Genomic DNA, 24,161 nt, shown 5'->3' on the forward strand with positions numbered 1-24,161 from the left:
CGTCAAACGCCTTCGAGGGCCTTCCACATCTCGACGTCCCGCTCGGCCGTCCAGATGCGCGGGTGCGCCGTGCCGCCGGCTTCGTCGAAGGCGCGGGTGACGTCAAACGGCATGCAGTGGTCGAAGATGACCCATTGGCCGTACTTGGGCCGCAACGCGGCCATGGTGCGCTGGTAGACCGGCTTCAGCTCCTCGCCCGCCGCCACGCCGGCCTGCACGGCGGCGTACAACTCGCTGACGAAGGCGCGCGTGCCGCCCAGGCCGGCGGCGACCTGCTCGGCGCCCTTCAAGGCCGGGCCGCGGCCGGGCACGAGGGCGGCGGCGCCCAGCGCGGCTATCGCATCCAGCGTCGCCGGCCAGTCGGCAAAGTGCGCATCGCCGCAATAGGGCGTCGCATCGAACTCGACCAGGTCGCCGCTGAACAGCACGCGTTCCTCCGGCAGCCAGGCCACCGTGTCGCCCGCCGTGTGGCCGCGCCCCGGCGAGAACATCTCGACCTTCACGCCGCCCAGGTCCAGCGTCAGCCGGCCCGAAAAGGTCAGCGTCGGCCAGGTCAGCCCTGCGGGCACGGACTCGACGTTGCGGAACAGCCGCGGGAAGCGGCCGATCTCGCTGGCCTTGTCCTGCTCGCCGCGCTCCTTGATGAGCGCCAGCGTCGCCTCGCTGGCGATGACCTGCTCCAGGCCCTCGGCCTTGAAGGCGCTGGCGCCGAGCACGCGCACTGCGTGGTAGTGGCTGAGCAGCACGTACTTGATGGGCGCCGCCGTCACCTCGCGGATGCGGCGGATCACGTCGGCGGCCATGACTGGCGTGGCCTGGGTGTCGACCACCATGACCGCATCTCGGCCGATGACGATGCCGGTGTTGGGATCGCCCTCGGCCGTGTAGGCCCAGGYGTGCTCGGAAAGGCGCTCGAAGGTGACCTTCTTTTCTTCCAGGTCGGCTTGCGAGGCAAAGGCTTTGGTCGTCATGCGGGTCTCCAACGTCTGACCGGAAATTTAGCCTATTACAAATTAATTCGCCAATATAGAATTTTTAGCATGAGCGACGTCAAGGGCAACGGCAAGGAAGCCAGGGGCATCCAGAGCATCGAGGTGGGCGGCCAGCTGCTGCTGGCGCTCGCCCACCAGGGCCGGCCCATGGCCTTGAAGGACCTCGCCCGCGAGGCGGGCATGACGCCGGCGAAGGCGCATCCTTATCTGGTGAGTTTCATCAGGCTGGGCCTGGTGGAGCAGGAAGGGAGCAGCGGGCCGTATGGCCTTGGGCCCCTGGCCTTGCAGCTGGGTCTCATCAGCCTGCAGCAGTACGACCCGGTGCGCCTGGCCACGCCGGTCATCGAGGAGCTGGCCCTGCAGATCGGCCACACGGTGGCGATTGCCGTCTGGGGCACGCGTGGGCCCACCATCGTGCGCGTGGCCGAGGGGCCGACGCCGGTGCACATCAGCATGCGACATGGCACGGTGATGAGCGTGGCCGGCACGGCGTCGGGGCGGCTGTTTGCGACCTGGCGCGCCGAAGACGCCATGGCTCTGGGCGAACCCCTGCCGGATGCGGCTGCACTGGCGGCGGTGCGAGAAGCCGGGCTGGCGACGTCGCGCGACGGCGTCGTGCTGGGCGTGAGCGCGGCGGCGGCGCCGGTCTTCGATGCAGCCGGCCGGCTGGTGCTGGCGCTGACGGCCATAGGCGCCAGTGCGAGCTTCGACACGGCCCCGTCGGGGGCGCTGACAAGCGCGCTGCGCGACGCCGCAGCCCGCCTGTCGCGCCGGCTCGGTCACTGAGACCCGAGCGGCAAGGCAGACGACAGGTTTCTTTTGGAAATCTATCGCAAACTATTTTTGCAATTTGAGCAGCATCTTTGCACCTCATATGTTGGGTACGACGATTCTATTTAATCAACCGCCCTCAGATATAACCAGAAGACAAGGCCAGCCAATCATAATTTTCCAACTTACAGCTTACATATATTGCCAGCCCGTCAAGTACCGTTAACTTACTTTTCTATTTGGCAAAAAGCATCGTCCTCAATGCCAACAATTGCGCTGAAATTCCAGAAATCTGTTTTAAATCAATGGCTTGCTTGATATTGAAATGACTCCGAGCGCCGAATGACCCCTCATTCACGTATTCCTTAATCGCCTTGCGTTTTTACCAACCAGGAAAATTGATTCACCAGCCAGCGCCCTGACCGGGCGTCGCGTTCTGGCCGAACCTTTTGGCAAACCACCCGTTTCGCCGATCCTTCCTGGAGCAGTGATGCACAAGCAAACCCGAGTTACCGCAGCGGTCCTGATGGCCGTGAGCGGCTTCAGCGCGTTGGCGCAAACCCCGCCGTCTACCCCGGAGACCCCGGCCACCCAGATGGAGCGTGTCACCGTCACCGGTTCAGCCATCAAGCGTCTTGATGCCGAGACCACCGTGCCGGTCACCGTCTTGAGGATGAGGGATCTTCAGCAGCAAGGCCTGACGACGGTGGAACAGATCCTGGGCTCGCTGACCGCCAGCCAGACCAGCCTGGGCACCAGCCAGGCCGTGGGCGCCTCGACGGGTGGCGCCTCCTTCGCCGACCTGCGCGGCGTTGGCGCCAACAAGACACTGGTGCTGCTGAACGGCCGCCGCATCGCCAACAACGCCTTCGATGGCTCGGCGCCCGACCTGAACATGATCCCGATGGCCGCCATCGAGCGCATCGAGGTGCTGCGCGACGGCGCCTCCGCGCTGTACGGCACGGACGCCATCGGCGGCGTCATCAACTTCATCACGCGCAAGGAATACCAGGGCGGCACCGTGACGGTGGGCACCGAAGTGCCACAGCATGCCGGCGGCAAGTCAGTGAACGCCAATGCGGGCTTCGGCTTCGGCGACCTGGAGACCCAGGGCTTCAACGTGCTCGGCTTCGTCGACTTCCAGAAGCAGGACAGCATCAGCGGCGCGCAGCGGCCGTTCAATACCCGCTATGCAGGCGGCATCTCCGGCTCGCCCTCGCCGGCCAACTACTACCAAGACCCGAACGTTTGGTACAACCCCGCCGCTCCGGCCTGTACGAACGGCGTCTTTATCGTTCCAGGCGGCGACGGCACCTCCTGCTCGATGACGACGTCCAACTTCGTGGACTACATCCCGAAGACCGAGCGTGCATCCGGCATGCTCAAGGCTGACGTGAAGCTGGGCGAGAACCATGTGCTGGGTGCGGAGTACTTCGTCACACGCAGCAACGTGAAGACGCTCATCGCGCCGGTGCCCTTCGGCTTCCTGCCGATGAACCGCCTGCGCCCGGACGGCACGGCCAACCCCTACTTCCCGACCAACGCGGCCCTGGACCCGGCCTTCGACGACGGCCTGGTGGGCGAGACGATGACCGACGGCGGCGCGCTGATCCAGCCGGGCTACGTCATCGCCCGCTGGCGCGACATGCCCAACGGCCAGCGCGGTGACAGCAACACCAACACCCAGCAGCGCCTGACGCTGTCTCTGGAGGGCACGCTCGCCGGCTGGGACTACGCCGTCGGCGTGAGCCGCAACCAGAACAAGGTCGACGAGAAGCTGACCAGCGGCTACGCCAGCGGCCCGCTGGTCTATGAAGGCGTGCTGACCGGCGTGATCAATCCCTTCGGCGCGCAGAGCACCGCCGGCCAGGCACTGCTCGACCAGGCCGGCGCCAGCGGCCTGATCCTGTACGGCAAGGGCACGACGACCAACATCGACGCCCGTGCCAGCCGCGAGCTGGGCGACTGGTTCGGCGCAGGCCGGGCAGCGGCAATCGCCGTGGGCGCCGAGTTCCGCAAGGAAAAGTTCGTGCAGCAGGCCAACCCGGACTACGCAGCTGTCGTCATCGACTCGACCGGCATCGACCCGGCCACCTACAGCGCGGGCTCGCGCAAGGTCTCCGCGGCGTACACCGAGCTGAACGTGCCGCTGCTGAGTTCGCTCGACATCACGGCCGCCGTGCGGTACGACAAGTACAACGATTTCGGCAACACCACCAATCCGAAGATCGGCTTCCGCTTTCAACCGAGCAAGCAGGTGCTGGTGCGCGGCTCCTATTCGACCGGCTTCCGCGCACCGTCGCTGTATGAGCTGAATGCAGCGCAGACCTACACCAATTCCGGCAACGTGGCCGACCCGTTGCTTTGCCCCGGTGGAGACGGCACCGGTCCCAATTCGGTGTGCAACAACCAGTTCATGGTGCTCAACGGCGGCAACCTGACACTCGAACCTGAAAAGAGCAAGAACGCCACGCTGGGCCTCATGGTTCAACCCATGCCCGACCTGAACGTCGGCCTGGACTTCTGGTGGCTGCGCCTGAAGAACCAGATCGGCGTCGTTGGCGACGACTCGTTGTTCGACGCTGCCAACTACGCACTCTTCAGCCAGTACTTCCACCGCAACGGCAGCAACCAGCTGTCCAGCAATGGCAACCAGTGCCCGGGCACCAACTGCGGCTACGTGGACGTGCGCCAGCAAAACCTTGGCGGCACCAACACCAACGGCGTGGACATCACAGCCAACTACCGCCTGCCCACCGCGGTCGGCACGTTCACCTTCGGCCTGAACAGCACCTACGTGGCCAAGTACGAGTACCAGGACTTCCGCGGCGGCCCCTGGAACCAGAACGTGGCTGTCTATTCGGGCGCGGGCCCGGTCTTCCGCTGGCAGCACACGCTGACGGGCATCTGGACCCAAGGCGCTTTCACGGTGGGTGCGACGGGCCACTACAAGTCGGGCTACATCGACTCCGACCCGACCAACCACGTGAGCAACTACGCCACGCTGGATCTGTTCGGCTCCTGGAAACCAATGAAGAGCACCACGCTGACGCTGGGCGTCCGAAATGTGACCGACCGCGATCCGCCGCTGAGCTACCAGACGCAGGTCTTCCAGGCTGGCTATGACCCGCGCTACACCAGCCCCATCGGCCGCGCCTACTACGCGCGGGCGTCCTTCGACTTCTGATCGACGGTCTGCGCCGTCAAGCAAAAGGGGTCCCATGGGACCCCTTTTTTATGCTCGGCGACGTTGCCGAAATGACCCCGACGGGCTCAGACCACAGGCAGTTTGGCCAGCATCGCGGCCTCGGTGGCCTCGTCCCAGAACAGCGGGTAGAGGCAGCGCGCCGTCGCCAGCAATTCGGGGCGACCGCCCAGCAGCGCGATCTGTTCGCGCGCGGTCGAAAAGTCAAAGCTCATCAGCACGGCCGGTGCGTCCACGCGCGGGTTGTGGCGCGCCGTGGTGTAGGGCATCAGGCCCAGCCAGCGACGATAAAACGCCACATGACGCGGGTTCACCTCGATGACGAGGCGCGCAACCCGGGCACGGCGATGGGCATGCAGATAGCCGAGGTGAAAGATCTGGGCCAGGACGCGCTTGGGTTCGTGGGAATGCTTGTCGACCGCCAGACCACCGAATTCGCACAGCGTGATACCCGCAGCGCGCCACTCAGCCATCTCTTCCTTGAACAGCGTGTCGGCGTGCAGGCCGCCGGGGCCATCGAATCGCACGGACAGCGTGCCGACGATCCTGTCGCCGTCGTTGGCGGTGCAGACGATGTCACCCGCCTCGTTGCGGCTGCTGTAACGCTCCCGTGAAACCGCCAGGCCGCGATCACCGTAACGTCGTTCCACCAAACCCAATGCGTCGCCGTCCAGCGCACCGAAGTCGCTGTTCATTTCCAAGGGCGGACCGCCGAAAGGATTGAGCGGCGTACGACGACTTTCTTTGAAATTTGGGAACATCAACTGCTTCCTTGGCGCCCGATGCACCGAGCGCCGAAGTCTAGGGATTGGAAGGTGACTTTTCCCTACAGCAAACAGACGGATACATCTGCTTTCCCTAGGATGTGGCCGCAAGTCACTTGAATAGGTGACGTACCGACAGCAACGTTTCAGATTTCCCGGAACAAACACAGTAAGAAAGAAGGCCACGCATGCGTGGCCTTCCCGTCAATGCGAAACCGGCCGGACGGCTCAGGCGGCGTAGCGGGCCGCCAAACGGTTCATGTTGGTCATGGACAGGCGGTGCATCTCGATCAGCGCGATCAGGCCGTTGCGATGCAGCTCGAGCACCTTGGCGTCGGGCAGTTCGCTGTACTTCTTCTCGTCCAGGGCCAGGAAGCCCTCGACGTCCAGCTTTTCGCCATTCGGCAGCGTGGCTTCGAAGCGCATGTCCTGCAGCAGGTCCAGTTCGACCAGCAGATTGCAGATCAGGCGGGTGCGCTCGGCTTCCTGCTCGAAGTTCTCGAGGAAAGCACGGGCGTTCAGCAGGAACTCGGTCGGCTCGCCGTTGGCGAACAGTGCCTCGCCGGTAGTCTCGCCGAAGCCGGTCCACTTGCTGTCGTAGCAGACGGCCAGACTGTTGGCGTTGCCGTCCAGACGGGCCATCGCGAAAGGATAGCGGCGCACATAGGCCGGCACGTAGGTGGCCGTCCACTTGTCGCCATCGACGAAAAGGTTGGAGCCGGGCTTCAGGCCAAGCACGGCCAGCGGCGCGACCGGCTGCTTGCCGTCGGCGGCAGCATCACCGGTGCGCACGAAGACGACCGGGAACTCCTTGCAGGCGTCACCGAATTCCACGGCAGCCAGGAAGACCGAGTTCTGGTCGGCCACGCGGCTGACGACGGGGGCGGCCGTGTCGAGCTTGAGGTTCTTGTGGACTTCACGGTCCAGCGGCTGCAGTTCGCCGTACATCGGGGGGTTGCTCATGTGTTTCTTTCTCCAGTTTCAGCGGCCAGACGACTGACCAGCACTTTGTCCACACGTTTACCGTCGAGGTCCACGACCTCGAATCTCCACGCGTCCCACTCCACGACATCGGTCGTGCGCGGCAAGCGCCCCAGCAACAGCATGATCATGCCGGCCAGGGTGTTGTAGCGCCCACGGTCCTCTTCGGGCAGTTCCTTCAGCTCCAGGCGGTCCTTCAGCTCGGGCACGGGAATCAGGCCGTCGATCAGCCAACTCCCGTCCGAGCGCTGCACCGCCCAGGCATCGCCATCGCTCGGGGCATTGAACTCCCCGGCAATGGCTTCCAGCACGTCGCGCACGGCAATCACGCCCTGCACCTCGCCGTACTCATCGACGACGAAGACCAGGGGCGCGTCCGAGACGCGGAAATGCTCCAGCAATTCCATGCCCGACAACGTCTCGGGCACGAACAGCGGCGGCTCCAGGCCCGCCATCAGGTCCAGCGGCAGGCCTTCCAGCATGCCTGCCAGCAGGGCCGGGGCATTGGCCACGCCCAGCACTTCGGTCAGGCCGTTACGGCAGACCGGGTAACGATTGAAGCCGTGCTCGCGCAGAACCGTCAGCACCTCGGCGGGCGTCGCATCGACCTCCAGCCAGGCGATCTCGGCGCGCGGGATCATCATCGAGCCGACCTGGCGCTCGTCCAGGCGGAACACGTTGCGCACCATCTGGTGCTCATGCTGCTCGATGACGCCGGCGTCCAGGCCCTCTTCCAGGCTGGCCGCGATCTCCTCTTCCGTCACGCCACGCTGCCCCTTGTTGCGCAGGCCCAGCAGGCCCAGCGTCGCCTCGGTAGCGAAGCTCAGCAGCTTCACCAGCGGCCGCGTCGCCGTGGAGATGAGATTCATCGACGGCGCGACCAGACGGGCCACGGTCTCCGGGTAGATCTGGCCGACTCGCTTGGGCACCAGTTCACCGAAGACGATGGTCAGCAGCGTGATGATGACGACGACCAGCGCGGTGGCTGCGATCTGCGTCGCCTCCGGGCGCAGGCTGAATGTGCCGCTCAGCCACTGCGACAGCGGGCCGGAGAAGGCCGCGTCGCCAACGATGCCGTTCAGCACGCCAATGCTGGTGATGCCGATCTGCACCGTGGACAGGAATTTGGTGGGGTTGTCGTGCAGGTCCATCGCGGCCTGCGCGCCCCCCTCGCCGCTTTCCACCATCACCTGCAGCCGCGCCTTGCGGCTCGCGGTCAAGGCCATCTCCGACATTGCGAACAGGCCGTTGAGGAAAATTAGAAAGAGAACGAGCGCGGTATCCATCTAGAGCGCCGGGCCTGGGGAAACCCGAGGCGGCGCGGGGTCGAAAACGAAGCCCGGGAGACTAGCAGATGGCCATGACGCCGCCCATCGCACATTCCCGGGTCATCATGGTTCAGTAGCCAACACCTTGCCCAACATGGCCTCGCAACGGTCAGCCGGGCCGCAACCGTGCTGAGACCGGAATGCAGCGCGGCCGGCACCCCCTTAGCATGCGGGGATGAACTACCTGATCGGCGATCTGCAAGGCTGCTGCGACGCCTTCGAGCGACTGATGGCTCGCATTGACTTTTCGCCCTCGCGGGACCGGCTCTGGTTGCTGGGTGACCTCGTCAACCGCGGGCCGCAGTCCCTGGCCACGCTGCGCCGGCTRCAAGGCCTGGGCAGCGCGGCGACCTGCCTGCTGGGCAACCACGACCTGCACCTGCTCGCCGTCGCCCACGGCGTGAGGCCGCAGCACCGCAGCGACACCCTCGCCCCCATCCTGCAGGCCGACGACCGTGAGGCGCTGCTGCACTGGCTGCGCCACCAGCGCCTGGCCGTGTTCGAGGCCGGCTGGCTGATGGTGCATGCCGGCGTCGTGCCGCAATGGAGCCGCGACGACACGCTGGCCCTGGCCGGCGAGGTGGAGGCCGTGCTGCGCGGCCCGGCCCTGCCCGACTTCCTGCATGCCATGTACGGCAACGAGCCATCGCGCTGGCGCCCCGATCTGGCCGGCTCAGATCGCCTGCGCTTCACCGTCAACGCCCTCACCCGGCTGCGCTTCTGCACGGTCGACGGCGAGATCGACTTCAAGACCAAGGACGGCGCGGGCGCGGCGCCTGAAGGCTACCTGCCCTGGTTCGACGTACCCGGCCGGCGCACGGCGGACACGCCCATGGCCTTTGGCCACTGGTCAACGCTCGGGTTGCTGGACAGGCCCGCCCTGCTGGGGCTGGACACCGGCTGCATCTGGGGCGGCCAGCTGACGGCAGCGCGTGTTGACGGAGCGGCCCGGGAAATCATCCAGGTGGACTGTGAACAGGCACAGAAGCCAGGCGCCTGATCGGGCTCGTAGAATGCGCACCCTTCGGAAGCTTGGGGGAGCGGTTTAACCCAACGGTCTTGAAAACCGTCGGCCGGTAACGGCCCGTGAGTTCGAATCTCACAGCTTCCGCCAGTGTCGCGTTCGCTCAAGGCAGCGTGCCCGTCATTGCCTATTGCTGAGCACACCGTGTCGCCGGTCGTTGCCGGCGGACGACTGCACTTGGCGAGACCGCACAAAGGGTCTTACAAAGGGCACGACGACCAGGCCGTTGGAAGGGGTTCTGGGCCCTGGGTACGCTGGCCTTTTTCGACATCTCGGATGAAGTCGGAAAGGTGGCGAATCGAGTCGTTCGTTGCCGGCGTTTTCCGCGCGCAAAGTACAGGCGCTGGAACAACAGCGTCGGCGGGGTTGACATCTTGGATGCACAACCAGTCCTCTACCACTTGAGGACGGGTGGCCACGATGCCGCGGATGAGGTCGGACATGAAGGCGCTTGAGTAGGTCATGGCGGTTCCGTCTGTGAATGGTTCAGGGCTTGACGGGGTTCAACGTCAGCAAGGTGATGTCGTTGCTGCGCATGGGCACGGTGAAGTTCAGCAGACCGTCCTTGCCGACGTTGACGGTGCGTTTCACCTCGGGCTGGTCTCGCGTCAGCAGCTGTAGCTTGGCGAGCTGCGCGGCGTCGAGGTTAATGGGCGCGCCCATCTCGAGGTAGGCGGTGTAGGCGTCGTTGGCCTTGTAGCCGGCGCGGCGCAGCTCAAGCCGATAGGCGCCGGGCTTCAGGTTGCGCAGCGCGAGCTTGACCRCTGGCGCCGCGCCGTTGGGCAACGGCTTGGCGAAGAACACGCCGTTGCTGATGCTTTTTTGATCGGGATGCTGCCAGTCCCATGCCACGACGGCCGTCTTGTCGCCGTCGACCGCGGCCAGTACCTTGTCGTCGGCGCTCGGGATCTCATGGCCGCGCAACGCGTTGAGGTACTTGTAGGCGAACCAGGTCGTCTTGCGCAGGCCATCGCGTGTCATCAAGCCGAAGCCCCCATGGAAGGCGCGGGGCGGCGGGCCCGGCTCCTCGAACAGGTCGCTGTAGGTCCAGTAGCTCATCGCCTGCGCATAGCCTCGCGTGGCGCGCAGCTTGGTCAGGATCCACGGCGCGCTGATGTAGCTGTCGTGCACCTTGTCGTACGGGTTGTAGCTGGTGCTCCACTCGGTGAGGTACAGCGGAATACCGGGGAACGGCGAGGCTTCGATCTCTTTGCGATTTCGGCGCACGTCGCCGACGATGGCGTCCGGGTTAGGGTCCAGGATGCGGTCCGACTTGCCGAACTCGTCGAGGAAGCCTTCCGTGACGCCGTAGGTGTGGGTGGTGACGAAGTCGACCGGCACGCCTTCCTGCTTGGCATAGGCCAGCAGCTCGGGCACCCAGAAAGCGCCGGCCGTCGCGGGGCCGCCGACCCTCAGCCCGGCGTCCACCTTCTTGAGCGTGCGCGCCGTGTTCGCGTACAGCTCGAAATAGGCCTTCTGGTCGGCCTTTTCCCAGAAGCCGTCGAGGTTGGGCTCGTTCCACACTTCGAACGGCCACTTTCGCACTTCTTCGATGCCATAGCGCTGGATGAGGTGGCGCGCGAAGGCGTCGATCAGCTCGGACCACGGTCCCGGCTGCGGATGCGAGGTGTTGCCCTTCCAGTAGAAGATCTTCAGGTCGGAGGTTTTCATCACGGCGGGTGTGAAGCCCAGCTCGATGAAGGGCTTGACGCCACTGGCCAGCATGCCGTCGTACAGCTTGTCGATGCCGGTCCAGTCGAACACCAGCTTGTCGCCGTCCTTCTTCACCGTGCCGTAGACGTCGTGAAAGATGTCGTGGAAGCGCACGTAGCGGAAGCCCAATTCGTCCGCCGCTGTCTTGAGTTGGGCGAGGTTCTCGGGGCGGCCGGTGGTGCCCGGGTAGTCCGCGCCGACCGAGAGATCGAAGAAGCGGTCCATGGGCTGGGTGGCTGCGGCGCGGTCCAGTGTCACCACGCGAGCGGCGGGAGTGGCCGCAGGCGTCGCGGCGCACAGGCCGAGTGAAAGGAGCGTCGCTGCGAGGCTGATAACGCCTCGGGGAAGGGTAAGGGAGGTGTTCATTGGATGATTTGGGAGGACTTCAACCGCAGGCAAGTGCCCGCTCCAATCCGGAATGGGCCAAGGAATTCAAAAATAAGGCCCGCCATGCGGCGGACCTTCGGACACCCTCACAGGAAATTACAGACCCGAAATCGGAGGAAACTCGGAAGTGCCAAGCATGGAACCAAGTAAGTTCCAGTCCAGGACCGTACCGGTCGTCGCGTCGAAGAGGTCGTTTTGAATGTTCCAGCCGGTGCCACTGAAACCAAGACTGTTGATCTTGTTCTGCACGTATTTATTCCAGTGCGTGACCGACCGGTAGTTCTGGTCCTTGTATGAGCCGGTCAGCTCGGGAAAGTGCTTTACCTCCGCTTTGTATTCGCCGATCAGCACGGGGATGCCCCGGTCGGTGAAATACTTCATCTTGGCGAGCTGAATATCAATGAGGCTCTCGTCGTTCCCCGCCGCGACGTTGCGATTCGTCAACTGGTTGCTCACTTTGTAGTTATATCCCCAGAAGGCTTTCCAAGTTCCCCACGACTCGTCCGTCGTCATCAGGGTGTAATCGAAGGGATCGTAAAAGTGCACCTCGACCATCCGCTTGTTCGCTGGATCCGAAGGTAGATTCTTCCCCCAGTTGATCGTGTTATCGATATTGGTGTTAGGCCCCTGGACGATCAGCCAGCGAACGGCATTGCCGCCGCCGTTGGCGCGCATCGCGTTGATCCAATTCTGCTGGTATTGGTAGAGCACATCGGTCTTCGCCTGGGATGCCGCGTCAGGTTCGTTGGCGACCGCGAAGGACAATTTGTCGCTGTCATACCATTTGAAGGTGTTCGCAACCTGGGTCCATATATTGATCAACTTGGCGTTGATCGCAGGGTCGTAGGAGTTGAAGCCGTTGCGTTCGAACCAGCCAAGGTCATAGTGGTCGTTGATGATGACGTACAGGCCATCGGCGAGGGCCCAGTCGACCGTCTGCTTGACCTGGGCCATGAACGCGGCGTTGATCGTTCCGTTGGTGGAATTGAAATCCCACGCCACAGGTATGCGCAGGGTTTTGAAACCCCTGTCCCTGATGGAATCGATCAGCGCCTTGGTCGGCGGCGCATACCCCCAGAAGGAATCAAAGGTGTTTCCTAGGTTGATGCCGGGATTCGGCATGACTTGGGCCGCTGCGGCCGCGCTGGGCACGGTGATCGCGAACGCCTGGGTGGTCTTGGCGCCGCAGCTGTTGGTGTAAGTGGCGGTGGCCGTGCAGCTGGCGGCGGGCGTGATGGTCTGCTGGCGTGCCGAGCCCGACGTGCCGCAGCCGCTCCAGCCCCACGAACCGCCGCTGACGGGCTGCGGGCCGAGGATGGCCGAGTTGCCAGCGGTGACCGTGGCTGAGGATGTCTGCGTCCAGGAGCCGTTGGCGCTGATGTAGGGCGTGATGGCTGTCGGCGCGCAGCTGCTGCCGCGCGTGGCGCTGGCCGAGCCGGAGTTGTAGCTGCCGGCACTGGTCGTGAACTTGACCCAGTACCAGTAGGGCGTGCCGGTGTTGGCCGAGGCGTCGGCGTAGGTCCGGGCGCTGCTGCCCGGCACGGCGATGCGGGTCCGGCCCGCAGGGTCGGCGTCGGTGTCGCGGTAGACCTCCAGTGACGTGACGGTGCCACTGACGGTCCAACTGAGCTGGTTGTTGTTGGCCGAGCCGCTGGCGCTCAGGCAGACGGTGRCACCGCCGCCGCTGCCGCAGCTTTGCGCCTGCGCGAGGGTGCCTGCGCTTGCTCCGAAGGCAAGGAGCAGTGCGGGTATCAAGGTTCTCATGTTGTACCTTTCAAGTTTGAAAGTGCTCGGCCGGTTGTCTCCTCCGGACTCGAGCGTTATGGAAGGACGCAGCTCAGTACATGGGCTTGCATCCCGACAACTCCGATGTGTTGTGGTTCACACGCACGGCGAAGATCAGCGGGAATCGCCGGTGGGTCCGACGCGGTAGTAGTCAAAGTCCACACGGCCGCCGGCGGTCTTCGTCGAATAGAAGAAAAGGCCGTAGCGATAACCCATGAAGTGCTTTGGGTACGAATAGGTCAGTCGCGAGGGACGTCCGATGGGGGTCCAGGATTTGCCGTCAAGGCTGTAGGAGAAGCGAGCGACCTCGGGCGCGGGCTCAAATTCGCTTTCGACCTTGAGGTGAACGGTTTTGCCAGCGAGGGGAATGGCGGCGATCTCTTCGGGCTTGTCGGAATCAGCGCTCACCATGACGAGAGACCTGACGCCATCAGTCATCCGGACGCCGACAAAACCGTACTGTTTCTGGAAGACGGTGAGGCCGGCCACGTCGCCGTCCTTCATGCCGCTCACATCGATGCTTGTCGTGGCGGAACAGGCAGGGCCAAAGGTGCGTTGGGTGAGGGTGTTCGTGGCCTCCGGCAACGTGGCAACGACCCGGCTGGTGGTGAGGCTCAGGTGGCCCGGGCGCTTGGTGAGCGACCAGTCGCTGGGCCTCGGGTTGTGATTCCATTGCCAGGCGAGCGGCAGGGCGGGGTCGCCGGGCCGGCGGTCGAATTCATCCGAGGCGACGATGCCGGAGGCGCCGGAGACGCCCTGTGCGCCGGCCGGGATGTCGAGCGTCATGGGCACCTTGCCGTTTTCGCCGAGCACGGGCCAGCCGTCCTTCCAGGTCACGGGCACGAGGTAGGGAATGCGACCGACGGCGCCGTTGCCCTTGAAGAGATAGGCGTACCACTTGCCGTCGGGCGTGTCGATGAGGCCGCCCTGGGCGATGCCGCGGTCATCAAGCACGATGCGACCCTCGTAGGGCCCGTCGATGCGGTCGGCGCGGTGGACGATGACGGTGGGCGCCCAGCGGCTTGCGGGCGAGGCGATGTTGAAGAAGTAATAGCGGCCGTTGATCTTGGATAGGTGCGTACCCTCGCCATTGAGCCCGCCCAGGTCGCTGCCGAAGATGGTGTTGACGTTCTCGACGAGAACCTTGTTCACGCCGCCGGGCTTGATGCCGGACAGATCGGATTTCAGCTCGACGAGCGTGATGCGCCCGCCGCCGTAAACCATGTAGACGCGACCGTCATCGTCGAAGAACAGGCTGTGGTCATGCAGCACGGGCTCGAAGCTCGTCTCCTTCCACGGGCCGCGCTCCGGGTCACGCGTGGTGTAGATGTGGGTGCGTCCGCTGGTGTACGAGAAGGTCGAGGCATAGAACACGCCGTCGTGGTAACGCAGGCTGGGGGCCCAGGAGCCGGCCGCGTAGGCGTCCTTGCCGTTGTCGAGACGCATGGCGTCGTTGTCGACAAGAGTTTCATAGGCGTAGGAAGCCATGCGCCAGTTGACCAAGTCCGTCGACTTCATGATCGGCAGGCCCGGACTCATGTGCATCGTCGTGCTGCTCATGTAGTAGGTCTTGCCTACGCGGATGATGGCGATGTCCGGAACGTCGGCCCAGATCAGCGGGTTGTGAGCAGGAGCTGCCTGTGCCGCCGGAACGGCCTGAGACGCGACGCAGAGCACGAGGGCCATCACGAGCGAAAAAATCGCGCGGTTCATGAGGCGGGTGGGAGAGCCGGCGCAATGGCGGCCCAGGTTGTCAGCGTGTTTGTCCATGTTTTGTTCCGGATCAATCATTTCGAGTCAAGCGTCGGTCAAGGTGACGTGTGGCCCGGCCTGATGCCGTTTCAGCGCGCCTCGCGCGCATACAGCGCGAACGCGAAGTCCGCAGGGCGGCCGCTCTCCCGGTCCTTCAGCAGCCGGTCGTCCAGGGTCGCCTCGCCGTCGGCATAGACGTCGCTGCGGCTGGCGCGCAGATTGATCGTCACCGCGTCCTTCTCGCCCTGCAGCCCCAGTGCATAGCGGCGGCCGGACTCCAGCAGGACCAGCGGATGCGAGCTGAAGTCGAAGCTCAGCAGGCCAGCGCCTTGCGGGCGGTAGGCAATGGCCAGCCCCTCGCCGGCGCCGAGCAGTTCGGTGCCTGCTTCCACGTCTCGCAGCGACAGGCGCAACGAGCGCGTGGCGTCGGTCCCGTGGCCGTCGCCCGCGTACAAGCTGAGCCGGCCCAGAGCGATGTCTGCACGCGGCACGAAGGTCTGCACCAGGCGGCTGGCGCCGCCGTCGCGGTTGAAGCCGATGGGCTCGGGTGTCTGCTCGAAAGGTCGGCTGACCGAGGCCAGCGCCGGGCTGCCCGGCCAGGTTTCGGGATAGCCCTGGGCGAACTGCTGGACGGCCACGCGCGGGTCGGTGCGGCCCGGGTCCGGCAGCGCGGGCACCTTGCCGGTGGGCGGCTTGGGTGGCACGCTGATGCCGGCCTCGGTCTGCGTGACGGGCCACATGCGGCCGTCGGCGTCGTAAAAGAGGTACTCCATCGCGACTGAGCGGCGGGAGGTGGCGCCGGTCTCGCCGTTCAGCGTCAGCGCGGCGTTGTGATAAACGAGATAGGACTGGCCCTTGAAGTCGTCGATGACGCCGGCATGGATCGTGAAGCTGTTTTTCACCGCACCGGTCAGCAGGCCCTGGTAGGTCCAGGGGCCGCGCGGGCTGGGCGCGGTGGCATACGACAAATGCTCGAAGAGACCCTGCTGCGCCATGGACGCGTAGGTCATGTAGTACGTGCCCTTGCGCTTGGACAGCCACGGCCCCTCGGTGTAGTTGGGCACCGAGATCTTCTCGATAGGGCCGTCCACCTCGATCATGTTGGCCTTCAGCTTCGCCAGGTAGAGCACCGGGTTGCCCCAGGCCAGCCAGGCGGTGCCGTCGTCGTCGATGAAGACGGTGGGGTCGATGTCACTCCAGCCGTAAGGGCTGGGCGTGGACGCATCCGTGATCAACGCCGTACCGCGTGCATCCTTGAACGGACCCAGCGGGTTGTCGGCCACCGCCACGCCGATGGCCTTGCCGTACTGCGTGTTGTCGTGCTGCACGGTGGTGTAGAAATAAAAGCGGCCGTTGCGTTGCACCACCTGCGCGGCCCAGGCATCGCTCACCGCCCACTTGAAATCGGTGGGCTTCATGACGGTGCCGTGGGCGGTCCAGTGGCGCAGGTCCTTGGACGAATAGGCCAGCCATTCCTTCATCAAGAAGAAGTCGTTGCCCTTGGCTTCGTCGCGACCCACATAGAGGTAGACCGTGTCGCCCACGACCAACGGCGCCGGGTCGGCGGTGAAGCGGTCGCGCAGCACGGGGTTGGCACCTGGCGCCAGTTCGGCGGCCGGAGCGGCGGCACACGTGAAGGCTGCGCAGCAAAGAGCGGTGTGTTGAAGCAGTCTGGCGAGGCGCATGGCTAAGTGAGAACCTTCAATTCGGTTGTGGCGGGTGTGCACATGGGTGGTTTGCGGACTCATCGATCGCCCCCGCGGGCAAAGCAGGGTCATCGCCAGCAACGAGGTCCGCGGGAGAAATGAATGGATTTGCCCTGCGGCATATGACTCCTCCATCCACGCGCGTAATTCACCGGTAAATCAATTCTTGATTAGGCGTTTAATCAATTGGCTAAAATAATTGCGGTCGTGCCGCGCAAGCAATCTTAGTTCGGCCGACGGCCGAACTATCTAGGGAAAAACCTAGCAACCTCCCCGTGTCAAGGGACGATCAGCGGCGTACTTCGAGGACCTGGCAAGCTTCGGCCTTGAACGATGTCGCTTGGGCCGCCCGCTTCATCGTCCGCCTCGACATTCACCCATCAAAGTGCAATCTGTAGGTTCAGCCTCAGTGCAAGGCAATCCTTCAAGTCTCAAGCGCTTGCGAAACCGCACCCAGCCGCGGCAGCGCTGCAAATGGTGCTTCAATGCCATAACGCATCAACCGCGCCGACGCCTTGACACCCACGCACATCGCCGTAGTCGATGACGAAGCCGCCATCACGGAGCTGCTGGCCAACTATCTTGCGGGCCACGGGTTTCGCGCGACCCAGCTGCACTCGGGCCGGGCACTGATTGAAACGATGGCCAGCGATCCACCCGCGCTCGTGCTGCTGGACCTCGGCCTTCCCGGCGAGGACGGTTTGGCCATCGCCCGCCAGCTGCGTGAGCACTGGCGCTGCGGCCTCGTCATCATCACGGGCCGGGGCGATGCGGTCGACAWGGTGGTGGGGCTGGAGGTGGGTGCCGACGACTACGTCACCAAGCCTTTCGACCTGCGCGAACTGGTGGCCCGCATCAAGGCCGTGCTGCGCCGGATCACGCCCGCGCAGCCGGCCGACGCCGCGACGGAGCGTCCCATTGCGGTTGCGGCGCCACCCCACGACGACACCGGGCGGGAATGCCTTGCATTCGACGGCTGGCGGCTGGACCTGGCGGCCCGCCGGCTGACCGACTCGCAAGGCGCCGAGGTCGTGCTGACGGCCGGTGAGTTCGACCTGCTGCAGACCTTCGCCCAGCACCCGGGCCGCGTGCTGTCGCGCGACTTCCTGCTGTCGCAGACGCGTGGCCGCGAAGCCGGGCCTTTCGACCGCACCATCGATGTCCAGGTCGGCCGCCTGCGCAAGAAGCTGGAGCCTCAGGCCGAGACGCCGCAAATCATCAAGTCGGTGCGCAGCGCGGGCTACCTGTTCACGCCGACCGTCGCGTCCGGCGCGACGTGAGCGGTTCATCATGACGCTGCCCACCTCGCTGCCTGGCGGCTTCGACGACCACACCGTCTTTCGCACGCTGTTCGCCGCTTATCCCGACGGCCTGCTGCTGGTCGACGCGGCGGGGCTGATCGTGCTGGCCAATCCGGCCGCCGCCAGCTTGCTCGGGTATGACGTGGAGGCGCTGGTCGGTACCAGCGTGGACGAGCTGGTGCCCGACAGCATCCGGCCACGCCACGCCTCCTACCGCAATGCCTACGCCCACGCGCCGCGCGCCCGGCCGATGGGAACGCAGATGGAGCTGGTGGCCAAGCGGGGTGACGGCTCGGAGGTGATGGTCGAGATCGCGCTCAGCCCGCTGCAAGACCACGGCCTGCCCTTCGTCGTCGCGGCGATTCGCGATATCGGTGCCTATCCGCGCGTCAAGCAGGCGCTGCAGCGCGCGCGCTACAGCGAATGCCTTGCCCAGGTGGGTCGCCTAGCGGTGGATGCGCGTGATCCGCAGCAGTTGCTGCAGCAAGTGCCGGCCATTGCGGCCGAGGCGCTTGGGGTGGAGATGGCGCTGGTATTCCTGCTGGAGAGCAACCGGCTCGAACTGCGGGTCGCCGGCGGCGTGGGCCTGATCGCCGATGAGGCGCTGGGCTCGACCGTTCCCAATCGTGCCGACACGCCGCTGGGTTTCGTGCTGGCGCAGGGGCGCGCTGTGGTGATTGAGGACTTCCGCAGCGAACAGCGTTTTGCCGTGCCGTCCAACTACCTGGAGGCGGGCCTGGTCAGCGCGCTGGCCGTGCCCCTGTCCGACCGCGGGCGTGTGATCGGCGCGTTGAAGGTGCGGTCGCGGCAGTTGAAGCGCTTCGGCGACGACGAGCAACGCTTTCTGGAATCGCTGGCCAATCTGCTGGCCACCTGTCTGCAGCGTGCGCAGACCGAGGAAGCGCTGAACCACGCGCAACGCCTGGAGAGCGTGGGCCAGCTGACTGGGGGCATTGCCCACGACTTCAACAACCTGCTGACCGTCATCCAGGGCAACCTGCAGGTGCTGGAGGAGCTGCCCACCCTGGCGCAGGACGCTGTCGGCCAGCAGCTGGTGAGCGCAGCCATGCGCGCCTCCCGGCGTGGCGCCGAGCTGACCGGCAAGCTGCTGGCGTTCTCGCGCCGCCAGGTCTTGCAGCCCAGCGCCGTCGACGTCCACGCCTTGCTGCATCCCCTGTCGGACATGCTGCGCCGCACGCTGGATCAGCGCATCCACATCAGCGTCGACGTGGCAGCGGACTGCCCCATGACCCTGGCCGACGCGGGGCAGCTGGAGGCCGCCTTGCTCAATATCGCCATCAATGCGCGCGATGCCATGCTGGACGGCGGCCACCTTCGCTTCAGTGCCGCGGAGGCAGAAGCGGGCGCCCTGCCGGCCAGCGTGCGCGATGATCTCGGTCAGGGCCGCTTCGTCTGCATCGCCGTGGCCGACACCGGCACCGGCATGCCGGAGGCGGTGAAGGAACGCGCGTTCGAGCCCTTCTTCACCACCAAGCAGGCCGGCCGAGGCACGGGCCTGGGACTGAGCGCCGTCTACGGCTTCGTCAAGCAGTCGCAAGGGTCCGTCGAGCTGGACAGCACGCCCGGCCAGGGCACGACGATCCGCCTCTACCTGCCGATACCCGGCGGCGAACATGCCGGGCCGCTGGAAGGCGACGTCAGCGGTGATGCTGTGCCTGCGGGCCTGAAGGTGCTGGTGGTCGAGGACGATGCCGAAGTGCGCGCCGTGGCTCAGCATTTCCTGGCCGGCATGGGCTGCGTGCTCAGCGTCTGCGCCAGCGCCGAGCAGGCGCTGCTGCTGCTGACGCCCGACGCCGATTTCGACCTGCTGCTCACCGACATCGCCCTGGGCGCGGGCATGCGCGGCACCGAACTGGCCCGCATTGCGCAGGCGCGCCTGCCAACCTTGGCCATCCTGCTGATGTCCGGCTTCTCGGCGGAGCTGCTCGATGCCGACCGCGAGTCGCCCGCCGACTGGGAGCTGCTGCCCAAGCCTTACAGCCGGGGCCAGCTGGCGCACGCCATCGCTCGAGTGCTCGCCGCTTAATTGGCCACTTAGGCCCCGCGCAGCCGCGCCGCGCGCCGCAGGTCGACGGCATCGGGCTGGGTTCTCGCGGCGGGGCCGCGCTCCAGCCGGAACACACGCAGCGCGGCACTCACCTCGTCGGACTGCGCCACCATCTGCTGTGCCGAACCCGCCAGCTCCTCCACCAGGCCGGCGTTCTGCTGGGTGAATCCGTCCATCTGCTGGATCACCTCGTGCATCTGCGAAATGCCCAGCAACTGCTCCTGCGCGCCGCGGTCGATGTCGCCGATCAGGGTGGCGAAGTTCTCCACCGACTGCAGCGTCGTGTCTATCGTCGAGCGGGCGTTCTCTGTCTGGCGCTCGGCGGCCTGCACCTGCTCGGTGGAGAGCTGGATCAGCTGCTTGATCTCGCGCGCGGCGGTCGAACTGCGCTGGGCCAGCGCACGGACTTCGCTGGCCACGACCGCGAAGCCGCGCCCATGCTCGCCAGCGCGGGCCGACTCCACCGCAGCATTGAGCGCCAGGATGTTGGTCTGGAACGCGATGGTGTCGATGACCTGGATGATGTCGCCGATCTTCTGCGACGAGCGGGCAATGCCCTGCATGGTTTCGGTGACGGCATGGACGACCTTGGCGCTGCGCCGTGACACCTCGGTGAGTTCCGCCGCCACGCCGCTGGCCAGGTGCGTGGTGTCGGTGCTCTGGCGCACGGTGGCGGTGATCTGCTCCATGCTGGCGGCGGCCTCTTCCAGGCTGGCGGCCTGGGATTCGGTGCGATGGGCCAGATCCTGGTTGCCCTGGGCGATCTCGCGGCTGACGCGATTCATCTGATCGAGTTCACCCCGCGTGTCCGACACGAGCGAGCGCATGTTGACCGCCAGCTGCGCCAGCGACAGCTCCAGCCCGCGGCTCTGATGGCTGCCGCTGGCCTCGAGGTTGCGGCTGAGGTCGCCCGCCGCCAGTTGGTTGGCATAGCGCTCGATGTGAACCAGGCCATGGCGCAGGCGCTCGTGCGCCAACGCCGCCAGCGCGCCCGCAGCCAGGGTGACAGCGCCGGCCGCCAGCCAGATGCTCTGGCCAGCCAGCAGCCAGCCCACCGCGCCGACAGCGGCATACGCAGGCACCTGGCTCAGCCATGGCATGGACCCGAGCAGGCGGCCCAGCCGCCCGAGCAGATTGCGGCGCTGCAAGCGGCCGCCGCGCAGCTCATGGATCAGGTGGCCGGCCCGCTGCTCGTCACGCATGCGCGCATACAGCGCCTCGGCCGCCTCAACCTCGGCGCGCGCGGCATGGGAGCGCACCGACATGAAGGCCACCGGCCGGCCGTCTTCCACCAGCGGGGTGACGTTGGCCTGCACCCAGTAGTGGTCGCCGTCCTTGCGGCGGTTCTTCACCATCCCCGACCAGGGCTGGCCCGCCGCGATGGTGACCCACATGTCGCGGAACGCTTCCTCGGGCATGTCGGGATGGCGGATGAGGTTGTGCGGCTGGCCCAGCAGTTCATCGCGCGCATAACCGCTCGCCTCCACGAAGGCGGCGTTGCAATGCAGGATGCGCCCCTTAAGGTCCGTGGTCGAGACCAGGTTGCGGCCGGCGGGAAACTTGTACTCGCGCTGGGTGACGGGCAGATTGCTGCGCATGATGTTCTCCTTGCCGCGAATGGGCGCGGCAGCCAGGTTGAAAGTTGGGCGAGGGACGCCTGTGTTGTGAAGGCAGGTGGTGGCTCAAGCAGCCAGCAGCAACTGCAATGAATCGGCCGGCGCCGGGCGGCCGAAGTGATAGCCCTGCATCTCGTCGCAGCCCTGCTGCTGCAGGTAGTCGCGCTGCTGCGGGGTTTCGACGCCCTCTGCGACCACGCGCAGGTGCAGGCGATGGGCCAGCGCGATGACCGCGTCGACCAGCGCCGCGCCGTCGGGCTGCTCGCCGATGCGGCAGGTGAAGGACTGGTCGATCTTCAGCGCATCGAGCGGCAAATGCTGCAGGTAGGCCAGGCTGGAGTAGCCGGTACCAAAGTCGTCCAGCGACAGCGTCACGCCCAGCGCCTTGATCCGCTTGAGCATGTGGATGCCGGCCTCGGGGTCGGTGATCAGCATGCCCTCGGTGATCTCGATCTCCAGCCACTGCGCGTCGATGCCGTGCTGCTCCAGCGCACGCGCGACGACCTGGTCCAGGTCCCCGGCCGCGAACTGCCGTGCCGCGACGTTGACCGCAACGCGCACGAGCGGCTGGCCCGCATCCGCCCAGGCGCGGATCTGCCGGCAGGCCTCGTCGATGACCCAGGCGCCGATATCCAGGATCAGGCTGCTCTGCTCGGCGACCGGGATGAACTGCCCCGGCGGCACCAGACCGCAGCCATTGCGGTTCCAGCGCAGCAAGGCCTCGGCCCCGGTGACGCGGCCCGTGACCGCATCGACCTTGGGCTGGTAGTGCAGCACCAGCTCCTGGCGCGCCAGCGCACGGCTCAACGCGGCCTCGACCTCCAGCTTGGCAACCGCCTCGGCGTTCATGTTGCTGGTGTAGAAGCAGAAGCGGTTGCGGCCCTGCTCCTTGGCCCGGTACATGGCGGCGTCGGCATCGCGCAGCAGCTCGACCGCGCTGCGGCTGCCGTCCACCGGGTGCAGGCTGATGCCGATGCTGGCCGTCACATAGGCATCCTGTCCGCAGGTCAGCGGCACCGGCGCGGCCAGCGTGGCCAGCAGGTCGCGAGCCAGCGTCGCCACGTCGTTCGGCAAGCCGCAGCCTTCGAGCACCACCAGGAACTCATCGCCGCCAAGCCTGCCCAGCAGGTCATCGGCCCGCAGGCGCGCCTGCAGCCGCGCGGCGACGCAGACCAGCAGCTCGTCGCCCGCCGGATGGCCCAGGCTGTCGTTGACCGTCTTGAAGCCGTCCAAGTCGATGACCATGACCGCCGTGCTCGTGTCGCGGCGCTGGGTGCGCTGCAGCGTCTGCTCCAGCCGCTGCTGAAGCAGCACCCGGTTCGGCAACCCGGTGAGCGGGTCGTAGTGGGCCAGGCGCTCCAGCTGGGCCTCGACGCTCTTGCTGCGGGTGACGTCGGTGAAGACGCCCACGTAATGGGTCACCTGGCCCGCACCGTCATGCACCACGTTCAGGGTCAGCCACTCGGGGTAGACCTCGCCGTTCTTGCGGCGATTCCAGATCTCGCCCTGCCAGCGGCCCTCGGCCCGCAGCGTGGCCCACATCTGCTGGTAGAACTCCGGCGCATGGTGGCCGGACTGCAGCAGCTTGGCGTGTGCACCGACGGCGTCCTCGGCGCTGTAGCCCGTGATGGCGGAGAAGGCGGCGTTGACCGTCTGGATGCAGCAGTCGGCGTCGGTGATCATCACGCCGTCGCGGATGTTCTCGAAGGCCATCGCCCATTGGCGCCAGCGCGCCTGCTCGCGCCGGCGTGCGGTGATGTCGCGGCTGACGCCGAACACACCGATGGTGTGGCCATCCGGGTCGCGCAAGGCGCCCTTGGTGCTCAGGTAGATGCGTTCGCCGTCGGTGGTGTCCAGTGCGGTCTCGATGCTGATCGGACCTGCTGCCAGCAGGGCAGCGCGGTCCTCCGCCATGAGCTGCTCGTCCTGCTTGGCGGGCAGCAGGTGTGCCGTGGTCTTGCCGAGCAGGTTCGCGACACTGGTGCCCAGCAGTCGACCCACCTCGCCGTTGGCGAACAGGTAGCGGCCCTGCAGGTCCTTGGCGTAGATGGCATCGGTCGAGCCGTCGGTGATGGCTTCGAGCAGGCGCCAGGCGCGCTGCTTCTCTGCCTGCTCCGCGTCCTGCAGCTGCGCGGCGCGGCGATCACGGCGCAACAGCAGCGCATACAGCAGCAGGCCGGTGATGAGCACGAAGGCCATGCCCTTGTCGCGACCGATGTCGGTCAGCGTGGCCATATCGGGTGCCATCGCCTGCAGGAGACTGTCGGAATAGATGATCCACGCGCTGCCCAGCGCGGCGTAGATGATGGCCACCCATGCGGGCTGGCCGTTCGATGCGGCCGAGGCGCGCGGCGGGGGTGCAGGCTCGGCGTCTGCGGCCGATGTCTGCGAGTAGGTCTGCTCGTTCATGCATGACTCCCTGGGTGCTTGTCGCTCGGCGTGCAGCCAAGCCGGCCGGGCTACTGCAAGGTGTGGCCCACGGGTGTCAGGCAGCGCTGGATGAAGGCCTCGAGCCGGCTTGCGTCGGGAATGCTGATCTCGCGGCGGCCCTTCTCGGGGAAGCAGATCAGCTGCTGGCGCACCAGCTTGGAGAGCGCGCGGCTGACAGTTTCCAGCGTCATGCCCAGGTAGTTGCCGATCTCGGCGCGGGTCATGCACAGCGTGATCTGGTCCGTGCGCAGGCCGCGGCGGGCCAGGCAGTCGGCCCAGTAGCGCAGGAAGTCGGCCACGCGGGCGTCGGCGGGCAGCRTGCAGACCGACATCATGGA

16 protein-coding genes and 1 tRNA gene are annotated in these 24,161 nt (G+C 65.8%); 6 read left to right on the top strand and 11 right to left on the bottom strand.

Going from position 1 to position 24,161, the window contains the following annotated elements; genetic code table 11:
- Positions 1-2: 2 nt before the first annotated feature.
- On the bottom strand, positions 3-971 hold the full coding sequence (locus ACXRVZ_RS04165; RefSeq protein ID WP_458232195.1) for an MBL fold metallo-hydrolase: 969 nt from the start codon (positions 969-971) through the stop codon (positions 3-5).
- A 69-nt stretch (positions 972-1,040) separates the two neighbouring features.
- On the opposite strand from ACXRVZ_RS04165, the gene ACXRVZ_RS04170 reads away from it, so the two are divergent.
- A complete protein-coding gene (locus tag ACXRVZ_RS04170) occupies positions 1,041-1,778 on the top strand; it encodes an IclR family transcriptional regulator (RefSeq protein WP_457419817.1) in 738 nt (245 codons plus the stop codon).
- Positions 1,779-2,253: 475 nt separating this feature from the next.
- Complete coding sequence (locus ACXRVZ_RS04175; protein ID WP_457419819.1) at positions 2,254-4,950, top strand: TonB-dependent receptor; 2,697 nt, start codon at positions 2,254-2,256, stop codon at positions 4,948-4,950.
- A gap of 86 nt (positions 4,951-5,036) precedes the next feature.
- Here the strand turns inward: ACXRVZ_RS04175 and ACXRVZ_RS04180 are convergent, their stop codons facing one another.
- The 3 genes from ACXRVZ_RS04180 to ACXRVZ_RS04190 form a co-directional block, all read right to left on the bottom strand.
- Positions 5,037-5,729, bottom strand: coding sequence for an N-acyl amino acid synthase FeeM domain-containing protein (locus tag ACXRVZ_RS04180; protein WP_457419821.1), 693 nt, complete (start codon positions 5,727-5,729; stop codon positions 5,037-5,039).
- A 231-nt stretch (positions 5,730-5,960) separates the two neighbouring features.
- On the bottom strand, positions 5,961-6,695 hold the full coding sequence (locus tag ACXRVZ_RS04185) for a SapC family protein (RefSeq protein ID WP_457419823.1): 735 nt from the start codon (positions 6,693-6,695) through the stop codon (positions 5,961-5,963).
- A complete protein-coding gene (locus tag ACXRVZ_RS04190) occupies positions 6,692-7,999 on the bottom strand; it encodes a hemolysin family protein (RefSeq protein ID WP_457419825.1) in 1,308 nt (435 codons plus the stop codon). Before ACXRVZ_RS04190 ends, ACXRVZ_RS04185 begins: the two co-directional genes overlap by 4 nt.
- Before the next feature lie 217 nt (positions 8,000-8,216).
- On the opposite strand from ACXRVZ_RS04190, the gene ACXRVZ_RS04195 reads away from it, so the two are divergent.
- Complete coding sequence (locus ACXRVZ_RS04195) at positions 8,217-9,041, top strand: symmetrical bis(5'-nucleosyl)-tetraphosphatase (protein WP_457419827.1); 825 nt, start codon at positions 8,217-8,219, stop codon at positions 9,039-9,041.
- A 26-nt stretch (positions 9,042-9,067) separates the two neighbouring features.
- A tRNA-Ser gene (locus tag ACXRVZ_RS04200) sits at positions 9,068-9,155 on the top strand.
- Between the two features lie 396 nt (positions 9,156-9,551).
- Here the strand turns inward: ACXRVZ_RS04200 and ACXRVZ_RS04205 are convergent.
- From ACXRVZ_RS04205 to ACXRVZ_RS04220, 4 genes are all read right to left on the bottom strand, one after another.
- Positions 9,552-11,144: a GH39 family glycosyl hydrolase gene (locus tag ACXRVZ_RS04205; RefSeq protein ID WP_458232196.1), complete on the bottom strand. Its 1,593-nt coding sequence runs from the start codon at positions 11,142-11,144 to the stop codon at positions 9,552-9,554.
- A gap of 117 nt (positions 11,145-11,261) precedes the next feature.
- Positions 11,262-12,929, bottom strand: a complete 1,668-nt coding sequence (locus tag ACXRVZ_RS04210) for a cellulase family glycosylhydrolase (RefSeq protein ID WP_458232197.1) — start codon at positions 12,927-12,929, stop codon at positions 11,262-11,264.
- A 135-nt stretch (positions 12,930-13,064) separates the two neighbouring features.
- On the bottom strand, positions 13,065-14,741 hold the full coding sequence (locus ACXRVZ_RS04215) for a glycoside hydrolase family 43 protein (protein WP_457419833.1): 1,677 nt from the start codon (positions 14,739-14,741) through the stop codon (positions 13,065-13,067).
- A 50-nt stretch (positions 14,742-14,791) separates the two neighbouring features.
- Positions 14,792-16,387, bottom strand: coding sequence for a glycoside hydrolase family 43 protein (locus tag ACXRVZ_RS04220; RefSeq protein WP_457419835.1), 1,596 nt, complete (start codon positions 16,385-16,387; stop codon positions 14,792-14,794).
- 536 nt (positions 16,388-16,923) lie between these two features.
- Between ACXRVZ_RS04220 and ACXRVZ_RS04225 the strand changes: the two genes are divergently transcribed.
- Together ACXRVZ_RS04225 and ACXRVZ_RS04230 are read left to right on the top strand one after the other, a co-directional pair.
- Entirely contained in the window at positions 16,924-17,688 is a 765-nt protein-coding gene (locus ACXRVZ_RS04225) for a response regulator (protein ID WP_458232198.1), read from the top strand.
- A gap of 10 nt (positions 17,689-17,698) precedes the next feature.
- Complete coding sequence (locus ACXRVZ_RS04230; RefSeq protein WP_457419839.1) at positions 17,699-19,756, top strand: ATP-binding protein; 2,058 nt, start codon at positions 17,699-17,701, stop codon at positions 19,754-19,756.
- An 8-nt stretch (positions 19,757-19,764) separates the two neighbouring features.
- On the opposite strand, the gene ACXRVZ_RS04235 is transcribed toward ACXRVZ_RS04230, so the two are convergent.
- The 3 genes from ACXRVZ_RS04235 to ACXRVZ_RS04245 all read right to left on the bottom strand — a co-directional run.
- Complete coding sequence (locus ACXRVZ_RS04235) at positions 19,765-21,375, bottom strand: methyl-accepting chemotaxis protein (protein ID WP_457419841.1); 1,611 nt, start codon at positions 21,373-21,375, stop codon at positions 19,765-19,767.
- Positions 21,376-21,459: 84 nt separating this feature from the next.
- The gene (locus tag ACXRVZ_RS04240) at positions 21,460-23,802 is read right to left on the bottom strand and encodes a putative bifunctional diguanylate cyclase/phosphodiesterase (protein WP_457419843.1); all 2,343 of its coding nucleotides are present in this window, start codon (positions 23,800-23,802) and stop codon (positions 21,460-21,462) included.
- Between the two features lie 50 nt (positions 23,803-23,852).
- Positions 23,853-24,161 (bottom strand): Crp/Fnr family transcriptional regulator (locus tag ACXRVZ_RS04245; RefSeq protein WP_458232199.1); only part of this gene is annotated, 309 nt, incomplete at its 5' end.

It is taken from the genome of Roseateles sp. P5_E8 (assembly GCF_054177665.1).

What these genes read in the sequence shown, in the direction of transcription:
- ACXRVZ_RS04170 (WP_457419817.1), top strand. Translation starts at nt 1,041, where the DNA reads ATGAGCGACGTCAAGGGCAACGGCAAGGAAGCCAGGGGCATCCAGAGC.
- ACXRVZ_RS04175 (WP_457419819.1), top strand. Translation starts at nt 2,254, where the DNA reads ATGCACAAGCAAACCCGAGTTACCGCAGCGGTCCTGATGGCCGTGAGC.
- ACXRVZ_RS04180 (WP_457419821.1), bottom strand. Translation starts at nt 5,729, where the DNA reads ATGTTCCCAAATTTCAAAGAAAGTCGTCGTACGCCGCTCAATCCTTTC.
- ACXRVZ_RS04185 (WP_457419823.1), bottom strand. Translation starts at nt 6,695, where the DNA reads ATGAGCAACCCCCCGATGTACGGCGAACTGCAGCCGCTGGACCGTGAA.
- ACXRVZ_RS04190 (WP_457419825.1), bottom strand. Translation starts at nt 7,999, where the DNA reads ATGGATACCGCGCTCGTTCTCTTTCTAATTTTCCTCAACGGCCTGTTC.
- ACXRVZ_RS04215 (WP_457419833.1), bottom strand. Translation starts at nt 14,741, where the DNA reads ATGATTGATCCGGAACAAAACATGGACAAACACGCTGACAACCTGGGC.
- ACXRVZ_RS04220 (WP_457419835.1), bottom strand. Translation starts at nt 16,387, where the DNA reads ATGCGCCTCGCCAGACTGCTTCAACACACCGCTCTTTGCTGCGCAGCC.
- ACXRVZ_RS04230 (WP_457419839.1), top strand. Translation starts at nt 17,699, where the DNA reads ATGACGCTGCCCACCTCGCTGCCTGGCGGCTTCGACGACCACACCGTC.
- ACXRVZ_RS04235 (WP_457419841.1), bottom strand. Translation starts at nt 21,375, where the DNA reads ATGCGCAGCAATCTGCCCGTCACCCAGCGCGAGTACAAGTTTCCCGCC.
- ACXRVZ_RS04240 (WP_457419843.1), bottom strand. Translation starts at nt 23,802, where the DNA reads ATGAACGAGCAGACCTACTCGCAGACATCGGCCGCAGACGCCGAGCCT.